This window comes from Pseudoduganella sp. GW821-FHT11H04 (assembly GCF_058807935.1).
Genome location: NZ_JBXARE010000019.1, coordinates 1 through 16,696, shown reverse-complemented (window position 1 = coordinate 16,696; position 16,696 = coordinate 1). Strand labels below are relative to the sequence as shown.

The following is a 16,696-nucleotide window of genomic DNA, read 5'->3' as shown; positions in this document are numbered from 1 at the left end:
CTCTTATTGTTTGCCCCGCAGGGTGACATATTGTGATGATAGCGCAGCCAGCATCGGATGTTGAGGGTCGGCCTTGCGCATGCGCACCAGCAGGGTTGCACATTGCTCGCCCAGGGCTGCTTCCCAGCCGCTATCGAGCATCAGGCGCAGGATTGCCGAGGCGAGGGCGGAAATCAGGCCTGCGTTCTCCGGACGGCGGCGTACAGCCACTTGCAGCACCTGGATTGCGCCGCGCTGGTCGCCCTGGCCGCTGCGCGCGGCCGCTTGCCTTACCAGGCCATCGAGGTAGCGTTCCACGCTGTCACCCTCACTTGCCGCCAGTTCCGCGCGGCCTGCGCGCTCATAGACTGCCGTAAGGTCGGATTCACTAAGGCCACTGGCTGGATCGCCGGCGAGGCCGTCCAGCAATTGCATGCCTTGTTCGTCCATGCCTTGTTGCAGGCAGTTTTCCGCAAGTCCCAGTTTCAGGCCGCTGGAAAGAGTCTTGGCGTCGGCGGCGGCGCGCACGGCGTTGGCCAGTTCCGAGTGCGCTGCATCGGAGTTTCCGTTCAGTTCCTGCAGCAAGGCTGCGGAATAAGCTTTACAGGCGTCGGTCTCCGCACCGCTGCGCGCTGAGCGCTCCAGGTCGCGCAAGGCATTGGCCGCGCCGGCCGCATCGCCTTTCTGGACCAGGGTTCGAACCAGGTTCACATGGTCTTCCGGATCGCGGAACTCAGAATATTTGGACTTGGCGACGACTTGTTTGAAGCTCTTTTCGGCCGCCTCAATATCGCCGCCGGCGAGCGCCACCTGGCCCAGGTGGCGCAGGCGCCGCACCATATGGGGCGAGATGGCGACCGCTGCCTCCAGCGCGGCGCGCGCCTCGGAAATCTGCCCGATTGCCTCATGGGTCCGCGCCATCAGGTCGTAGGCCGCCATGAATTTGGGATTGTCGTCGACCAGGCCCTGCAGCGTTTCCAGTGCATCGTGATACGACGCTTGCTGGTATTGGCAGCGCGCCAGCCCAAGCTGGGCCCAGCCGAGGGGGCGGATGGCCAGGATTTCGCGGTACAGGATTTCCGCCTGCGCGACCTCGCCTAGCGCCGTATGCGCCTCGGCCCGCAGCCGCGTGCATTCGGTAGCATAGCGAGGATTCGCGGCGCCCGCCACCTCGCTGGCCAGGATCGCTCCACGCAGACGGCCTTGTTCCACCGCCTGGTGCACCGGGAGCAGGGCGGCGCGGCGGTCAACGGCGCGCGCAATGCGCTGGGCCAGCACTTCGACCGTAAATGGCTTGAGGATATAGTCGGTAGGGGTCAGTTCGGCGGCGCTGACCACCTTGCTGTAGACGCCTTCCGTGGTCAGCATGATGAAGATGGTGGAAGGGGAGATCAGTTTGTGGAGCCGCAGGTCTTCCAGCAGCTGCTGCCCATCCTGGCCTTGGTCACTGCCCAAGTCGTATTCGCACAGCACCAGGTCGAACGCCTTCTTTTCGAGGTGGCGGATGGCAGTGGCTGCGCTGACGCCATGCTCGATGCGGGTGATTCCCAACTGGCCCAGCATATTATGCAGGCCGCTGCGCATATGCTGGTTGGGATCAATTATCAGGACGTAAAGGCCGCTATATTCGTGCATTTACCGAGAATACCGCATGGCCGCACAAAATACAGGCGGAAACGGGGGCAAAAGCTATAAATGTTGCTTTCAAACCAATCACGTAAGGGTGGGAAGTGGTGCCCGAAACAAGTATAATGTCGGCAAATCGAAATACAGCAGGACCATTCAGCTCGTGCACAGTATTCCTTTAAACCGCAGCTACGCTGCATTCTTCACGCCCCCACTATGTTGATTCTGCCGGGTTCCAACGCCCTGTCTTCCTTCCGTAGCCAACGCCTCCTCAGCCAGCTTCAAGCAGTTCTGCCGTCGATCACGTCGGTTCAAGCCCGCTTTATTCACTTTGTCGACTCCGCCTCGGCGCTGTCCCAAGACGACCTGAACCGCATGAACGGCCTGCTGACCTACGGCGAGCCGGCCCTGCCTGAGCAGGCTGACGGTGTAGTGGAAGAGTTTGTCGTCATTCCTCGCTTCGGCACCATTTCGCCGTGGGCTTCCAAGGCCACCGATATCGTGCACAACTGCGGCATGGCGCATATCCACCGCGTTGAGCGTGGCGTTGCGTACCGCATCAACCTGAAAGGCGGCATCCTGGGCACAGGCCTCGGCGCAGCCAAAAAGCTGGACAGCGAACAGGCGCAAGCTGTGGCGGCGCTGCTGCACGACCGCATGACCGAGTCGGTGCTGCGCCACCCGGACCAGGCTGCCGGCCTGTTCTCAAGCCTGGAAGCCAAGCCGCTGGAATCGATCGACGTGATGGGTGCTGGCCGCATGGCGCTGGAAAAGGCGAATACCGACCTGGGCCTGGCGATGTCGGACGACGAGATCGACTACCTGCTGGAAGCCTTCACCAACGCCAAGCGCAACCCGACCGACGTTGAGCTGATGATGTTCGCCCAGGCGAACTCGGAGCACTGCCGCCACAAGATCTTCAACGCCGACTGGACCATCGACGGCGTGGCGCAGGACAAGTCGCTGTTCAAGATGATCAAGAACACGCACGAGAAGAACCCGCGCGGCACCGTTGTAGCCTACTCGGACAACTCGTCGATCATCGAAGGCGCTGAAGTTACCCGTTTCTACCCGCGCGAAGGCCAGGAATACGCGCCTACCACCGAGCTGGTGCACACCTTGATGAAGGTGGAGACCCACAACCACCCGACCGCGATTTCCCCATTCCCAGGCGCCTCCACTGGCGCGGGCGGCGAAATCCGCGACGAAGGCGCAACCGGCCGCGGCTCCAAGCCAAAAGCAGGCCTGACCGGCTTCACCGTGTCCAACCTGATGATCCCGGGCGCAGTCCAGCCATGGGAAAACGCCGCCAACGTGACCGCTCCGGTCGGCAAGCGCGACGAAAGCCAGGTGTACGGCAAGCCGGAGCGTATCGCTTCGCCGCTGCAGATCATGATTGACGGCCCGCTGGGCGGCGCCGCGTTCTCCAATGAATTCGGCCGTTGCGTGCTGGGCGGTTACTTCCGTACTTACGAGCAGAACATCGGCCAGCAATTCGCCGGCGGCAAAGACACCGTGATGGGCTATCACAAGCCGATCATGATCGCCGGCGGTATCGGCAATATCTCGGGCTCGCACACTCACAAGAATGACATCCCGGTCGGCAGCCTGCTGATCCAGCTGGGCGGTCCTGGCATGCGCATCGGCATGGGCGGTTCGGCCGCTTCGTCGATGGCGACCGGCACCAACACCGCGGACCTGGACTTCGACTCCGTCCAGCGCGGCAATCCAGAGATGGAGCGCCGTGCCCAGGAAGTCATCAACGGCTGCTGGCAACTGGCTGACAAGAACCCGATCATTTCGATTCACGACGTGGGTGCGGGCGGCCTGTCCAACGCTTTCCCGGAAATCACCAACGACGCCAAGCGCGGCGCGATTTTCGACCTGCGCAAAGTTCCGCTGGAAGAGTCCGGCATGGCCCCGAAAGAAATCTGGTCCAATGAATCGCAGGAACGTTACGTCCTGGCCATCGCCCCAAGCGACCTGGCGTTGTTCCAGGCGCTGTGCGAACGCGAGCGTTGCCCATTCGCCGTCGTCGGCGTGGCAACCGAAGAGCGCCAGTTGAAGGTGATTGACCAGGAAATGGGCAACAACCCGGTCGATATGCCGATGGAAGTCCTGCTTGGCAAACCGCCTAAGATGCACCGCGACGTGAAGCACGTGCAGAACGACCTGCCAGCGATCGACCTGACCGGCATCGAACTGGAAGAAGCCGCCAAGCGCGTGCTGCTGCTGCCTACCGTGGCCGACAAGAGCTTCCTGATCACCATCGGCGACCGTTCGGTTGGCGGCATGTCCGTGCGCGACCAGATGGTTGGTCCATGGCAGGTGCCAGTGGCCGACTGCGCCGTGACCACCCTGAGCTACGACGGTTACGTGGGCGAGGCAATGTCGATGGGCGAGCGTACTCCGCTGGCCGTGATCGACGCACCGGCTTCCGGCCGCATGGCAGTGGGCGAGACCGTCACCAATATGGCCGCCGCGCCAATCAACGATATTTCCGACATCAAGCTGTCGGCGAACTGGATGGCTGCCTGCGGCCAACCAGGCCAGGATGCAGCCCTGTTCGACACCGTGAAAGCGGTCGGCATGGAACTGTGCCCGGCGCTGGGCCTTTCGATTCCGGTCGGCAAGGATTCCCTGTCCATGCGCACCACCTGGAAAGACGAGGGCGCGGACAAGGCGGTTGTTTCGCCGGTTTCCCTGATCGTTTCCGGCTTCTCGCCGGTGTACGACGTACGCAAGTCGCTGACCCCGCAAATCCGCACCGACCTGGGCGAAACCTCGCTGATCGTGATTGACCTGGGCCGCGGCAAGAACCGTATGGGCGCATCCGCCTTGGCGCAAGTCATGGGCCAACTGGGCAATGTAGCTCCGGATGTGGATTCGCCGGAAGACCTGAAAGGCTTCTTCAACGCCATCCAGCAGCTGAACAAAGACGGCAAGATCCTGGCTTACCACGACCGTTCGGACGGCGGCCTGTACGCCACCCTGGTGGAAATGGCTTTCGCCGGCCGCGCCGGCCTGTCCGTCAACCTGGACATGCTGACCCTGGGCGAAGAAGGCACCATGGACCATGGCGACGCCAAGAACTGGGCCGGCCAGGTGGCAGAGCGCCGCAATGAGCTGACCCTGTCCGCACTGTTCAACGAAGAACTGGGCGCCGTGATCCAGGTGCGCGCCGACGAGAAATCGGCCGTCATGGACGTGCTGCGTAGCTTCAACCTGGGTGCGTGCAGCCACATCCTCGGTAAGCTGAACGACCGCGGCGTGGTTGAGTTCACCCGCGACGCCAAGATCATCTACTCCAAGCCACGTGCCGAACTGCACCGCCTGTGGAGCGAAACTAGCTGGCGCATCTCCCGCGTGCGTGAGAATCCAGCCACTGCCGATGCCGAATACGACCGCCTGCTGGACGAAACCGATCCAGGCATGCAGCCGAAGGTCAGCTTCGACATGGCTGAGAACATCGCTGCGCCGTTCCTGGCGACCGGCGTGCGTCCTCGCGTGGCGATCCTGCGCGAGCAGGGCGTCAACTCCCACATTGAAACCGCATGGGCAATGCACCGCGCCGGCTTTGCAGCGGTCGACGTGCACATGAGCGACCTGATCGCGCGCCGCGTTTCGCTGGACGATTTCCAGGGCATTATCGCGGTGGGCGGCTTCTCCTACGGCGACGTGCTGGGTGCGGGCGAAGGCTGGGCCAAGTCCATCCTGTTCAACCCGGAAATGGCTGAGCAGTTCCAGAAGTTCTTCCATCGCACCGACACCTTCGGCCTGGGTATTTGCAACGGTTGCCAGATGATGTCGAACCTGAAATCGCTGATTCCAGGCGCCCATGCATGGCCGAAGTTCACCACCAACAAGTCCGAGAAGTTCGAAGCACGCTTCTCGATGGTGGAAGTGCTGGATTCGCCTTCGATCTTCCTGCAAGGCATGGCCGGCACCCAGACCCCGATCGCGATTGCGCACGGCGAAGGCTTTGCCGACTTCAGCCAGACCGGCAATATCGACCAGGCAATCGGCGCGCTTCGCTTCATCGACAACAAGGGTGGCGCAACCGAAGCCTATCCGTACAACCCGAACGGTTCGCCGCGCGGCCTGACCTCGGTCACCACCGCTGACGGCCGCTTCACCGTGATGATGCCGCACCCTGAGCGCGTATCCCGTACCGTGCAGAACTCCTGGCATCCGGACGGCTGGGGCGAGGAATCGCCTTGGGCGCGTATGTGGGGCAACGCGCGCAAGTTCATCGGCTAATCGGCTGGACTAAGCGCGACGGCGGCGGGCTGCGAACAAAGCAGCCAGGCCGCCCAGCATCAAGACGGTCCCGCCCGGGGCCGGCACCTGGGTCGCATCGGCGAACGTGAAGTCGTCGGCGACCCAGTTTCCGTTCTGCTGGCCGAGTTCACGCCGGTCAATGCGGTATCCGGTAATGGCACCCACGGTACCAAAGATGCTGGTATCGACAAAGGAGAGCGGTTCCGGCAGGCCCGGATGGCTTTCCGGCAAGTCAAACATCACAGATGCCAATTCAGCAGCGCCATTCAGCGCCACGATGGTCACCTGGTCCGCACCGCCTTCTCCAAAGCCGTAATATTGGTTGCGCCCGAACCAGGCGCCGGTCAGCACTTTGTCCGTGGTGATCGTCATGCCGCTCGAACCATCGGCGTTGGATACGAAGTAATGCCCGGAATGGGGAATGCCGAAGAGCGGGCCGCCGGGGCCGCCAACGCGATACTGGTCGCCAACTACGCCGAAGCGGCTATCCCAGGTGATGCCGTGATAGACAAGGCCATCCGCGCCATTGGTCCACTGCAAGCCTGACGCGCTGTCGAGTGCCGGCGGCGAAGGCAGATCATCAAAAGTCGCGATGACGCCTGCCATTGCGGGCGTCACGGTAATAAATGCGCCGCAGAGGATTAACTTCCGTAATGCGAGTTGATTCATTTACCAGCCTCCTTTTAGTTGTCACGATTTTAACTTGAGCACAAAAAGAGCGGCAATTGTGCGCTTTATCGTTGTTGTTTTTTCTCGTGCTCCAAGTTGGCATGAACAAGCCAGCACTCGGCTTGAGACTAGAGTGAGAGGTGCTTACCCGCCTCTCGAACACTCAGCTTCGACAAACGGGTCTTATTTTCATTTATAAATTGAGCGACATTATTCGGGGCGTGCCGCGCATAATCCCGCAATGCCCAGCCAATTGCTTTTTGAATGAAAAATTCATTTTCATGGCCAAGCGAAAGTGAATATTCAAAAAGCCGGGTTTCATCGGTTTTCCGGCGCCAGCCTAATTGATGGAGCAGGGCGATACGGCGCATCCAGAAATCGCTGTGATTCAACGCATCGTCCATTCCATGGTGTTCGAAACGCAACACATCGCCGACAACGCCAGCCAAGCCATCGACTGAATCCCACCAGGATTTGCGCAGCACGAGCTCTTGCAGCAGGGGCAAATCAGCGGCGGACAGCTGCTTCCAGTGCGCCGCCAACAAATCGATGGCAGCGTATTGATATTCCCGCTCAGTCTGCTCCCATAGCTCGCCGGCCTGGCCCAGTAGTTCGCCAGCGGAAGCACCTTTAAACGAACGCAGCAGCGGTCTGACGGCTTCGCGACGGGCCGGTGTGGCGATGCCGAGGAAAAGGAACTGGTCGCGCATATAGGCGCGCATGGCCGGGGCGCGATCGGCGTCGGCCAACGGGACAAGGGTCGCGATGAAGTGTTTGGTCGTGGTCATATAAAAAAAGCGCCCCGCAGGGCGCTCTCGCAGGCGAATGCCCGGAATTATTGCACTTTTGCCTTAGCAACCAGCTGGTCGCGGTAAGCCGCAACTTTACGCTGGGTCAGGGATTCAGCGATCTGGGATTTGATCTCTTCCAGTGTCGGAACCTTGGCAGCGCGCGTGCCTTCCAGCTTGATCACGTGGTAGCCGAATTGCGATTGCACTGGCTTGTCGGTGACTTGGCCGTCTTTCAGTGCAACCATTGCGTCAGAGAATGGCTTCACGTAGTTGCCTGGGGCTGCCCAGTCCAGGTCGCCGCCGTTAGCAGCAGAGCCTGGGTCTTGCGAGGCCTTTGCCAGTTCTTCAAACTTGGCGCCGCCTTTCAGCTTGGCGATGATGTCGGTCGCTTCTTTCTCGGTCTTCACCAGGATGTGGCGCGCGTGGTATTCCTTCTCGCCTTTGCCGGCTTTGAACTGGTCGTACGCGGCCTTGATCTCAGCGTCGCTCACTGGATTCTTTTTCACGTAGTCGACCAGCAGGGCGCGAATGATGATTTCCTGGCGCGATTGTTCCAGCGCTTCCTTGACGTCCTTGTTGGCGGCAACGCCTTGCTTGGTGGCTTCCTGCAGCAGCACTTCGCGACCGATCAGGGACTTCTTGATCATTTCGCGCAGCTGCGGCGAATCCGGCTGGCCTTGGGCGGCGGCTTGTTTGAGAGCTGCGTCCATTTGGGCGGCTGGGATGGCTTTGCCGTTCACGGTAGCGACGTTTTGGGAGAAAGCAGGGGTTGCAGCAACTGCGATCAGAGCCAACAGCAGGGTGGCTGGTTTGAATTTCATCGAGTAATTCCTTAGTTAAAATAAATCCGGCGCCGCATGGGCGCCGGATCGGGTCCGTGAAGGATTATTGTACTTTGGCTTTCTTAACCAGGGCTTCCTGGTAGGCCTGCAGTTTCTCGCGTACCAGCGAATCAGCGATGTTTTTCTTTACTTCTTCCAGGCTAGGCAGCTTGACTGGACGGGTATCGTCGACCTTGATCACGTGGAAGCCGCTTGGGGTCTGAACTGCCTTCTCGGTAACCTGGCCTTTTTGCAGGGTGGTGAAAGCGTCCGCGAAGACTTTAGGGAAATTCTTTGGAGTACCCCAGTCCAGGTCGCCGCCGTTGGCAGCGGAACCGGTGTCCTTGGAGTTCTTTGCCAGGTCTTCAAACTTGGCGCCGCCTTTCAGCTTAGCGATGATCTCGTTAGCTTCTTTCTCGGTTTCCACCAGGATGTGGCGTACGTGGTATTCCTTGTCGCCTTCTTCAGCAACGGCGCGGTCATAGGCGGCCTTGATTTCGGCATCGCTGATCGGATTCTTCTTGATGAATTCACCGGCCAGGGCTTGCAGCATGATGTCCTGACGAGCTTGGTCCAGGGCAGCGGTCACTTCCTTGTTCTTGGACAGGCCTTGCTTTTCTGCTTCCTGAATCATGACTTCGCGGCCAATCAGGGACTTCTTGATCATGTCGCGCAGTTGTGGGGTGTCTTGCTGTTGGCCTTGTGCAACGACTTGCTTGACCAGGGCGTCAACCTTAGCGGACGGGATGGCTTTGCCATTAACGACAGCAGCGTTCTGGGCAAATACTGGAGCGGCAGCAACGGCGATAAGTGCGAGCAGCAAGCGGGCTGGCTTGAAAGTCATTTAGATATATTCCTAACGGGAAAGTTTACTGAAGTGCGGGGATTTTGGGGCTGTTCGCCGAGATGTCTCTACTATTCAACGATCGAGGTTCTTCTTTGATGATTTCCCAAAAACTCCGCGCCTATCATACTTCGGACGGTGCCAATGCGGTAATGGCCAATGCATGAATTTCTTTATGCATCATATCGTGCACGGAATCATACACCAGACGATGGCGCATGACGAGTTTCAAACCCTCGAATTTAGCGGAGACAATCTTGAGTCGGTAATGACCGCCACCGGATGCGGCGCCGGCATGGCCGGCATGCATCGCCGACTCATCTTCCAGCACGATTTCTAATGGCGCCAGCGATGCTAGCAGGCGTTCACGAATTTTGGAAATACGGGGATCACTCATACTTCATCTTTAATATGTTTAGAAAGGTAAATGCCCTGGACAATAAAGAAGACCAGCATCAAGCCCGTAACGCCAAAGAATTTGAAATTGACCCAGGCGTCATTGTCCGATTTGAAGAGCACAAACGCGACAAAGAGGTTAACGAAACCCAGCACCAGCCAAAAAGTCAGCCACATAAAGTGCAGGCGGATCCAGACATGCTCTGGCAGCTGAACTTGTTTCTCCATGGCTGCCCGAATCAGGTTCTTGTCGAAGAATCGGTAAGCAACCAGCATGGCCGTGGCCATTGCCCAATAGATGATCGTCGGCTTCCACTTGATGAAGTTATCGTCGTGGAAATAGATCGTCATGCCGCCGAAAATAACGAACACGGCAAGAGACACCCACAACACCCCATCGACTTTCCTGCGGCGCGCCAGCAGGTAAAGGACCTGGGCCGCCGTTGCGACAATACCGACAATGGTCGCCAGGATAATGGGCGCTTGCGAAGCTGGAATCGCGCCGCCGGGCACAATGTTGCCGAGCAGGTTGTTCAGCATTGCTTGCGCTGCCTCCTGGTCACCGCGGGCAAGTTTATAGCTGGCGAAGAAAAGGATTAGCGGGAATAAGTCGAAAAGGATCTTCATATTAATCAGGGCTTTGGTTCGAAGCGCAGCGAAGCCGAATTAATGCAATAGCGCAGTCCGGTCGGCGGCGGACCATCCGGGAAGACGTGGCCCAGGTGGGCGTCACAGACTGCACAGATGATTTCGGTGCGCAGCATACCATGCGAGCGGTCCGTTTTCTCGATGACATTTGCCGGGTCGAGCGCTTTGAAGTAACTTGGCCAGCCGCAGCCGGAATCGAATTTGGCATCCGATTCGAACAAAGGCGTGTTGCAGCACACGCAGGTGTAAATGCCGTGCTCGTGATGGTCCCAGAATTTTCCAGTGAAAGCGCGCTCAGTCGCTGCGTGGCGCGTGACCTGGTATTCCATCGGGTCGAGTTGCTCGCGCCACTCAACGTCGGTCTTGACTACTTTATCCATGTTCTTCTCTCAAGATGAGCAGCTGACCGACAGCTGGTTCGACCAGTCTGGCGGGAAGCCTGCGTATTGTTCATTTTCCGGCTGTTCGTCGAACGGCCGTTCGAGCACGGCCAGCAGGCGCTCGACTTCGGAGAAGTCCTTATTCTGCGCCTTTTCAATGGCGACCTGTGCCATATAGTTTCGCAGCACATACTTGGGATTGACCTGATCCATCGCAAGCTTGCGCGCCGCATCGTCGCTGTTTTCTGCGCGCAGGCGCGCACGGTAGCCTTCTGCCCATTGGTCGAAGGCTGGGCGGTCGATGAACAGGTCGCGCAAGGGCTCGTCGCCCTCTGGTCCCGCGGCATGCAGGCCGCTGAGGCGGCGGAAGAAGATCGTGAAGTCGGTGTGATTGGACTGCAACACCGCAAACAGGGCGTCCAGCAACTCGCGATCACCTTCCTGGCTGGTGTTCAAACCAAGCTTGGCGTGCAAGAGCTGGTCAATGTGGCGAGCGAACTCAGGCTGATACACGTCAAGTGCTTCCTGCGTCAGTTCAACTTCACCAATCAGCGGGAGCAGGGCTTGCGCCAGGGCGTAGCAGTTCCAGTGGCCGATCTGCGGCTGGTTGGAATAGGAATAGCGGCCGTGATCGTCGCTGTGGTTACAGATATGGTTGGCGTCGAAACCATCCATGAAGCCAAATGGGCCGTAGTCGAGGGTCTGGCCCAGGATCGACATATTGTCAGTATTCATAACGCCATGCATGAAGCCGACTGCCTGCCAGTGCGCAATCATGCGCGCGGTGCGGCGGGTGACTTCTTCCAGCAAGGCCGCGTATGGATTTTCTTCGTCGCGCAGGCTTGGGTAGAAACGGTCGATGACGTAATCGGCTAGCTGCTTAAGCTCTTCTTGCTTGCGGTTGTAGTACCAGTGTTCAAACGAGCCGAAGCGGATGAAGGTTGGCGCCATGCGCACAACGACGGCTGCCGTCTCAATCGATTCGCGCACTACACCTTGGTCTGAAGCCACAACAGACAAAGCCCGCGTCGTCGGAATGCCGAGGCCGTGCATCGCTTCGGAGCACAGGAACTCGCGGATTGATGAGCGCAGTACTGCGCGGCCATCGCCCATGCGGGAGTAGGGCGTCATGCCGGCGCCTTTGAGCTGGAGCTCCATCGGGCCTTCGGCGCTAGCAATATCGCCTAACAGGATCGCGCGTCCGTCGCCCAGTTGTCCAGCCCAAACCCCGAACTGGTGGCCTGAATATACGGCGGCCAACGGCTGAGAGAGCTCAGCAACGCGGTTGCCAACCAGGGTGGCGATTGCGGCCTCACTGGACAGGTCGCCCGGATCAAGACCGATCAGTCGTGCAGCTGACGGACTCACTGCGACCAGGTGCGGCGCTGGCAGCGGGGTCGGCATCAAACGTGTATAGAATGCGGGCGGAAGGCCGGCGAAGGAATTCTCGAATGGAAAAGTGGCTGCAGTCATATCAGCTGCATTGTAGCGCAGCGTATAGGGCTTCGGTGCTGGCCGCAAGGCAACCTAAGTATCCCTTAAGAATCGTTAAGTGCTTGATTTAAATTGGATTTCTGTCGGAAATTTTTACAGTATTTGCATGCGCAGTCAATATGGCTGAGGTTAACTGCTTGATTCCATTCGTTAGTAAAACTTGGGCACGCTTAATGCATCAACTTGCGTACAACAACCAGGCAGGGGGTGCCATGAAAATCGTAAAGAAATCGTTGGGGACAATCGCAGGTTTGTTGGCATTGTCGTTTAGTGGCGCAGCACTTGCGGACACGACGCTGGACTTGACCGCAGCACCGCCCAACCAGAACAGTCCGATTGGCGGGACGATCGGTGGCGCTACATATACGCAAAACTTCACCCAGCCAACCGGTAGTGGCGTGATCCAGTCATTTGTTCGCATCTCGACGAACGAAACACTGGTTCAGGGCTACAACACGACGGCTAATAACGTCTACAACAATGATAGCTCGGATACATTCAATCACGAGATTACCGTTGGTCAAGTTGGCTTCGTTACGGTAAATGGCGTATCTGTCATGCGCTTCCTGCTGGACATCAATCAAACCTCGAAAGATCCATTCCATAGCCTGGACGAGGTACAGGTCTTCCTGTCCACCACCGCAAATGTAAATAATGGCGCTCCTGCCGCGACCCAAGGCGGCATTATCTCTGGACTCGGCAGTTTGGTGTACCAGCTGGATGCCGGCGGTCAAAACAATACCGTGAACCTTAACTACAACCTGAACAGCGGTAGTGGTACCGGTGACATGACGCTGGACATCCCTGCGACCGCCTTTGATCCGATCTTCGCTTCCATGGGCCTGACTACAGACGCCATGAAGAATGGCGCCTTCATCTATCTGTATTCGCGGCTTGGCACCAGCGCCAACCTCGATCCAAACCGGTATCCGAATAACGACGGTTACGAAGAGTGGACTTATATCAAGGGCGCTCCGATTAACGGGGAATGCATTCCTACTCCGCAAAACCCATGCGGCGGCCCTCCACAGACTATTCCTGAACCGGGTACCCTGGCACTACTGGCCACCGGCCTCTTTGGCCTGGCTTATAAACGCAGGAAGCTGTCTTAAAGAAGCCTCCCTCCGATTGAGAGTCGTGTAGAAAAAATGCCGTTCAGTCAACGCTGAACGGCATTTCCTTTTGGGGGGCGCTCCTTAACGGGTAACGCTCACTGCCCAGGTTGAGGCATTGCCGGCCTTGTCACGCGCGGTGGCGGATACGATGTGCTTGCCGGTCGCGATGCTGGTGGTATTCCACACGTAGGAAAGGGTCGAACCGGTCCCGGTTGCCACCACCACGTTATCGATCGACAGGGTGTTGGTGATGCCGGCAGCGCCGCTGTTGTCGGACGAGTTGACAGTCACGGTCACGTTGCCGCTCACGGCGCCGCCAGAAACTGGATTGGTTACGCGGACAGACGGTGCAGAAGTATCAGCGCCCGGGGTGGTCGAGGTTGTGGTGTTGGCCACGTTCACCGAAACAGGCGACGACGATTGCACGTTGCCGGCCGCATCGTAAGCGATGGCGGTCAATGTTGCCATGCCATTCGCCACACCTTTGGTATCCCAGGCGAAGCTGTAAGGCGCAGCCGTGTCCGAAGCAATCACGGTACTGCCAACTTTCAGGTCAACCCGGGTAACACCGACGTTGTCCGACGCGTTCACAGTCACGGTCGCGGTGCTGGAAACGGTGCTGCTTGCGCTTGGGCTAGCGATCGCGACGGTCGGTTTGGTTGTGTCGGACGGCGTAGTCGGAGTAGTCGGGGTGGTAGTGGTCTTGCCACCGGCTGCTGCAACTGCGGCTGCTGCGTTCACACGGCCATAGCCGAAGTAAATGTCGCGGCCAGCGCTGCCCAAGTCGACAGCAGTGCTGAACAGGATGTTCTGCACCTGGCTAGCGCTCAGCGATGGGTTCGCCGCCATTACCAGGGCGCCCACTGCTGCAGCAACCGGGCTGGCAATGGAAGTGCCGCTGACGCCGCCGTAACCGCCGCCTTTGATGGTGCTGTAGATGCCGGTACCCGGCGCCGCCAGCGATACAAAGGTGCCGTAGCTGGACCAGCTGGCGCGGTTGTCATTATTGTCGGTGCCCGACACGGCAATCATGGAGTCGGTCGGGGTGTACCCTTCATTGCGGTTGAAGTTGCCGGCGGCGACGAACACCAGGCCGCCCTTGCTCTTCATATAGTTCGCTGCGCTGATCACGGCCGAGCTGGTTGGCACACCGGCATAGCTGATGTTGGCGATACGGGCGCCGTGGTCAGCTGCGTAGGTCACGCCGCTGGCGATGGTGGAGTAGTAGCCGTAGCAAGCGCCGTTGACCAGTGTGGCGATACGCACCGGCATGATCTTCGCGCCGCCGGCAACGCCTGCGACGCCTACGCCATTGTTCATGGTGGCGGCAGCAGCGCCGGCCACTTCGGTGCCATGGCCGCAGATATCGCTGGTGTTGCTGTTGTTGTCGGCAATGTTATAGCCTGCGACAAGGTGCGGCGCCAGGTCCGGGTGCGAGGCGTCGACACCTGAGTCCAGGATGGCAATGGTCACGCCGGCGCCTTGCGACTTGTCCCAGGCGGTATTCGCGCCGATCTTGTTGATGTGCCATTCGCTGCCCAGGTATGGGTCATTGCTGGTCGCCGCAATCTCGACACGCTGGTCCAGTTCTGCGTACTTGAAATGCGGGTTGTGTTTCAACTTGTTGGCGATAGCTTTTTCGGAGCCATGCGGCACGTCGATGACGTGGATATTGCTCTGGCCGAGCTTGCGTGCCTTGCCAGCGCCGTGGATCTTGAGATCCTTGGCAAATTCATCGGCAGTCAGGCCGGCGAGCGGTTCGACCAGAATACGGCCGGGCGCAAATTCATTTGCCGTGTTGCCTGGGGCTGCGAAGGCCAGTGGAGTTGCAGCGGCGAGGATGAGGGCGATGCAGGTGGAGTTCTTCATTCAGGGCTAGTCCTGTTTTTTCAAAGTTTCAAAAAAAGGGACTGCCGGCCACCCCGCAAAGAGTGGTTGAAGAGCACACAGGGGACTTCAGGGTCACCTGTGTATCTGGCAGTCCAGCCGTCATAGACGCTTTGGGCGTCGGTAGACCGTTGACTTTGCGTCCCGTGCTTTCGCGCGGTTTGCCTTTGTCAGACATCAGGTCACGATAATAATTTCCGATTTACCGCATGGCAAATGAATTTGCCCGTAAATTACATCCTGATACAAATCAATCTGAGCGTTTATGCAAAGTTGGCTTGCAAGATTGTAGCGAATAATAATATTCAGTCAAATCAAAGAGTTAACTAATGGCGCGCAGCAATTGTTATTAATCAATTTTCATTTGGCGCGGTATTAATTATTATTTCTAATCGATAATAAAAAAGCCCGGCCGAAGCCGGGCTAAAACAGGGTTCTGAGTTAATCAGCGGGTTACTTGCACGCTGGTGGTGGAGGTGTTGCCGGCTGCATCGCGGGCGACCGCCTGGATGGTATGGGTGCCGGCGCTGGCCTTGCGCGAGTTCCAGGTGTAAGACATGGAGGAGCCCGAACCCGATGCCTTCAGCTGGCCGTCGATGTAGACGCTCATGCTGATGCCGGCGGAGCCGTTGTTGTCCGAAGCGCTCACGTTCACCGCCACGTTGCCGGAGACGGCGCCGGAGCCTGGGTTGGCGATGGCAACGACGGGAGCGGTGGTGTCGGCCACTGGCGGCTGGACGGCGTTGGCCACGTTCACTTGCACGGTGGAGGAGGTGGCGACATTGCCGGCGGCGTCATAAGCGATCGCCACCAGGTTGTTCATGCCGTTGGCGACACCGGTGGAATCCCAGCTGAAGGTGTAAGGACCGGCGGCATCGGAAGCGACCACGGTGCCGTTGACTTTCAGGTCGACGCGGGACACGCCCACATTGTCGGCGGCGTTCACGCCGATCGACACCAGGCCGGAGACGGTGGCGCCGCCCACTGGGTTGGCAATGGCGACGGTTGGCTTGGTGGTGTCGGCGGCAGGCATGGCCTTGGCAGCAGCCACGGCAGCGGCGGCGTTGACACGGCCGTAGCCGAAGTATGGGTCACGGCCGGCGGCGCCCAGGTCGGTCGCGGTGGTGAACAGGATGTTTTGCACCTGGGCCGAGGTCAGGGTTGGGTTGGCTGCCATCACCAGGGCGCCCACTGCTGCGGCAACCGGGCTGGAGATGGAGGTGCCGCTGACGCCGCCGTAGCCGCCGCCGGCGATGGTGCTGTAGATACCGGTGCCTGGCGCCGACAGGGAAACAAAGGCGCCGTAGCTGGACCAGCTGGCACGGTTGTCATTATTGTCGGTGCCCGAGACGGCAATCATGGAATCGGTCGGGGTGTAGCCTTCATCGCGGTTGAAGTTGCCGGCAGCGACGAACACCAGGCCGCCCTTGCTCTTCATGTAGTTCGCGGCGCTGATCACGGCCGAGCTGGTTGGCACGCCGGCGTAGCTGATGTTGGCGATACGGGCGCCATGGTCGGCTGCGTAGGTCACGCCGCTGGCGATGGTCGAGTAGTAGCCGTAGCAAGCGCCGTTGACCAGGGTAGCGATACGCACCGGCATGATCTTGGCGCCACCGGCGATACCGCTCACGCCGACGGCGTTGTTGATGACGGCGCCAGCGCTGCCGGCGACTTCGGTGCCGTGGCCACACAGGTCGCTGGTGTTGGTGTTGTTGTCGGCGACGTTAAAGCCAGCGACCAGGTTTGGCGCCAGGTCCGGGTGGGT

The 16,696-nt window shown here is 59.1% G+C and carries 13 protein-coding genes and 1 riboswitch; of the genes, 2 read left to right on the top strand and 11 right to left on the bottom strand.

The features are described from left to right. Window positions 1-3 precede the first annotated feature (3 nt). The gene (locus AC1RTP_RS25980) at window positions 4-1,614 is read right to left on the bottom strand and encodes a response regulator (protein WP_498611540.1); all 1,611 of its coding nucleotides are present in this window, start codon (window positions 1,612-1,614) and stop codon (window positions 4-6) included. Between the two features lie 207 nt (window positions 1,615-1,821). Here AC1RTP_RS25980 and purL point away from each other — a divergent pair, with 207 nt between their 5' ends. Beyond that, window positions 1,822-5,865, top strand: a complete 4,044-nt coding sequence (purL, locus tag AC1RTP_RS25975) for a phosphoribosylformylglycinamidine synthase (protein WP_498611539.1) — start codon at window positions 1,822-1,824, stop codon at window positions 5,863-5,865. 9 nt (window positions 5,866-5,874) lie between these two features. On the opposite strand, the gene AC1RTP_RS25970 is transcribed toward purL, so the two are convergent. The 8 genes from AC1RTP_RS25970 to AC1RTP_RS25935 all read right to left on the bottom strand — a co-directional run bounded on the left by AC1RTP_RS25970 (window position 5,875) and on the right by AC1RTP_RS25935 (window position 11,908). Further along, window positions 5,875-6,555 carry a hypothetical protein gene (locus tag AC1RTP_RS25970; RefSeq protein WP_498611538.1) on the bottom strand — a complete coding sequence of 227 codons (681 nt, stop codon included), beginning with the start codon at window positions 6,553-6,555 and terminating at the stop codon, window positions 5,875-5,877. A 128-nt stretch (window positions 6,556-6,683) separates the two neighbouring features. Next, entirely contained in the window at window positions 6,684-7,343 is a 660-nt protein-coding gene (locus AC1RTP_RS25965; protein WP_498611537.1) for a DNA alkylation repair protein, read from the bottom strand. 47 nt (window positions 7,344-7,390) lie between these two features. Continuing rightward, a complete protein-coding gene (locus AC1RTP_RS25960; RefSeq protein ID WP_498611536.1) occupies window positions 7,391-8,167 on the bottom strand; it encodes a peptidylprolyl isomerase in 777 nt (258 codons plus the stop codon). Window positions 8,168-8,231: 64 nt separating this feature from the next. Continuing rightward, the gene (locus AC1RTP_RS25955; protein ID WP_498611535.1) at window positions 8,232-9,011 is read right to left on the bottom strand and encodes a peptidylprolyl isomerase; all 780 of its coding nucleotides are present in this window, start codon (window positions 9,009-9,011) and stop codon (window positions 8,232-8,234) included. A gap of 124 nt (window positions 9,012-9,135) precedes the next feature. Next, window positions 9,136-9,408: a BolA family protein gene (locus tag AC1RTP_RS25950; protein WP_498611534.1), complete on the bottom strand. Its 273-nt coding sequence runs from the start codon at window positions 9,406-9,408 to the stop codon at window positions 9,136-9,138. After that, complete coding sequence (locus tag AC1RTP_RS25945) at window positions 9,405-10,034, bottom strand: septation protein A (RefSeq protein ID WP_498611533.1); 630 nt, start codon at window positions 10,032-10,034, stop codon at window positions 9,405-9,407. The genes AC1RTP_RS25950 and AC1RTP_RS25945 overlap by 4 nt, the downstream gene beginning before the upstream one ends. Before the next feature lie 5 nt (window positions 10,035-10,039). Further along, entirely contained in the window at window positions 10,040-10,435 is a 396-nt protein-coding gene (gene msrB / locus AC1RTP_RS25940; RefSeq protein ID WP_498611532.1) for a peptide-methionine (R)-S-oxide reductase MsrB, read from the bottom strand. Between the two features lie 9 nt (window positions 10,436-10,444). Continuing rightward, complete coding sequence (locus AC1RTP_RS25935) at window positions 10,445-11,908, bottom strand: protein adenylyltransferase SelO (protein ID WP_498611531.1); 1,464 nt, start codon at window positions 11,906-11,908, stop codon at window positions 10,445-10,447. A 233-nt stretch (window positions 11,909-12,141) separates the two neighbouring features. Between AC1RTP_RS25935 and AC1RTP_RS25930 the strand changes: the two genes are divergently transcribed. After that, the gene (locus tag AC1RTP_RS25930; protein WP_498611530.1) at window positions 12,142-13,041 is read left to right on the top strand and encodes a PEP-CTERM sorting domain-containing protein; all 900 of its coding nucleotides are present in this window, start codon (window positions 12,142-12,144) and stop codon (window positions 13,039-13,041) included. An 84-nt stretch (window positions 13,042-13,125) separates the two neighbouring features. Here AC1RTP_RS25930 and AC1RTP_RS25925 read toward each other — a convergent pair whose 3' ends face one another. Further along, window positions 13,126-14,913, bottom strand: a complete 1,788-nt coding sequence (locus tag AC1RTP_RS25925; RefSeq protein WP_498611529.1) for a S8 family serine peptidase — start codon at window positions 14,911-14,913, stop codon at window positions 13,126-13,128. A gap of 104 nt (window positions 14,914-15,017) precedes the next feature. Beyond that, a riboswitch (cyclic di-GMP riboswitch) is annotated at window positions 15,018-15,107 on the bottom strand. A gap of 269 nt (window positions 15,108-15,376) precedes the next feature. Continuing rightward, window positions 15,377-16,696: S8 family serine peptidase (locus AC1RTP_RS25920; RefSeq protein ID WP_498611528.1), on the bottom strand; the 1,320-nt coding region annotated here is incomplete at its 5' end.

Bases quoted from the DNA above. Each gene is read 5' to 3' on its own strand.
- AC1RTP_RS25965 (WP_498611537.1), bottom strand. From the start codon at position 7,343: ATGACCACGACCAAACACTTCATCGCGACCCTTGTCCCGTTGGCCGAC.
- AC1RTP_RS25950 (WP_498611534.1), bottom strand. From the start codon at position 9,408: ATGAGTGATCCCCGTATTTCCAAAATTCGTGAACGCCTGCTAGCATCG.
- AC1RTP_RS25945 (WP_498611533.1), bottom strand. From the start codon at position 10,034: ATGAAGATCCTTTTCGACTTATTCCCGCTAATCCTTTTCTTCGCCAGC.
- AC1RTP_RS25960 (WP_498611536.1), bottom strand. From the start codon at position 8,167: ATGAAATTCAAACCAGCCACCCTGCTGTTGGCTCTGATCGCAGTTGCT.
- msrB (WP_498611532.1), bottom strand. From the start codon at position 10,435: ATGGATAAAGTAGTCAAGACCGACGTTGAGTGGCGCGAGCAACTCGAC.
- AC1RTP_RS25930 (WP_498611530.1), top strand. From the start codon at position 12,142: ATGAAAATCGTAAAGAAATCGTTGGGGACAATCGCAGGTTTGTTGGCA.
- AC1RTP_RS25925 (WP_498611529.1), bottom strand. From the start codon at position 14,913: ATGAAGAACTCCACCTGCATCGCCCTCATCCTCGCCGCTGCAACTCCA.
- AC1RTP_RS25970 (WP_498611538.1), bottom strand. From the start codon at position 6,555: ATGAATCAACTCGCATTACGGAAGTTAATCCTCTGCGGCGCATTTATT.
- AC1RTP_RS25935 (WP_498611531.1), bottom strand. From the start codon at position 11,908: ATGACTGCAGCCACTTTTCCATTCGAGAATTCCTTCGCCGGCCTTCCG.
- AC1RTP_RS25955 (WP_498611535.1), bottom strand. From the start codon at position 9,011: ATGACTTTCAAGCCAGCCCGCTTGCTGCTCGCACTTATCGCCGTTGCT.
- purL (WP_498611539.1), top strand. From the start codon at position 1,822: ATGTTGATTCTGCCGGGTTCCAACGCCCTGTCTTCCTTCCGTAGCCAA.
- AC1RTP_RS25980 (WP_498611540.1), bottom strand. From the start codon at position 1,614: ATGCACGAATATAGCGGCCTTTACGTCCTGATAATTGATCCCAACCAG.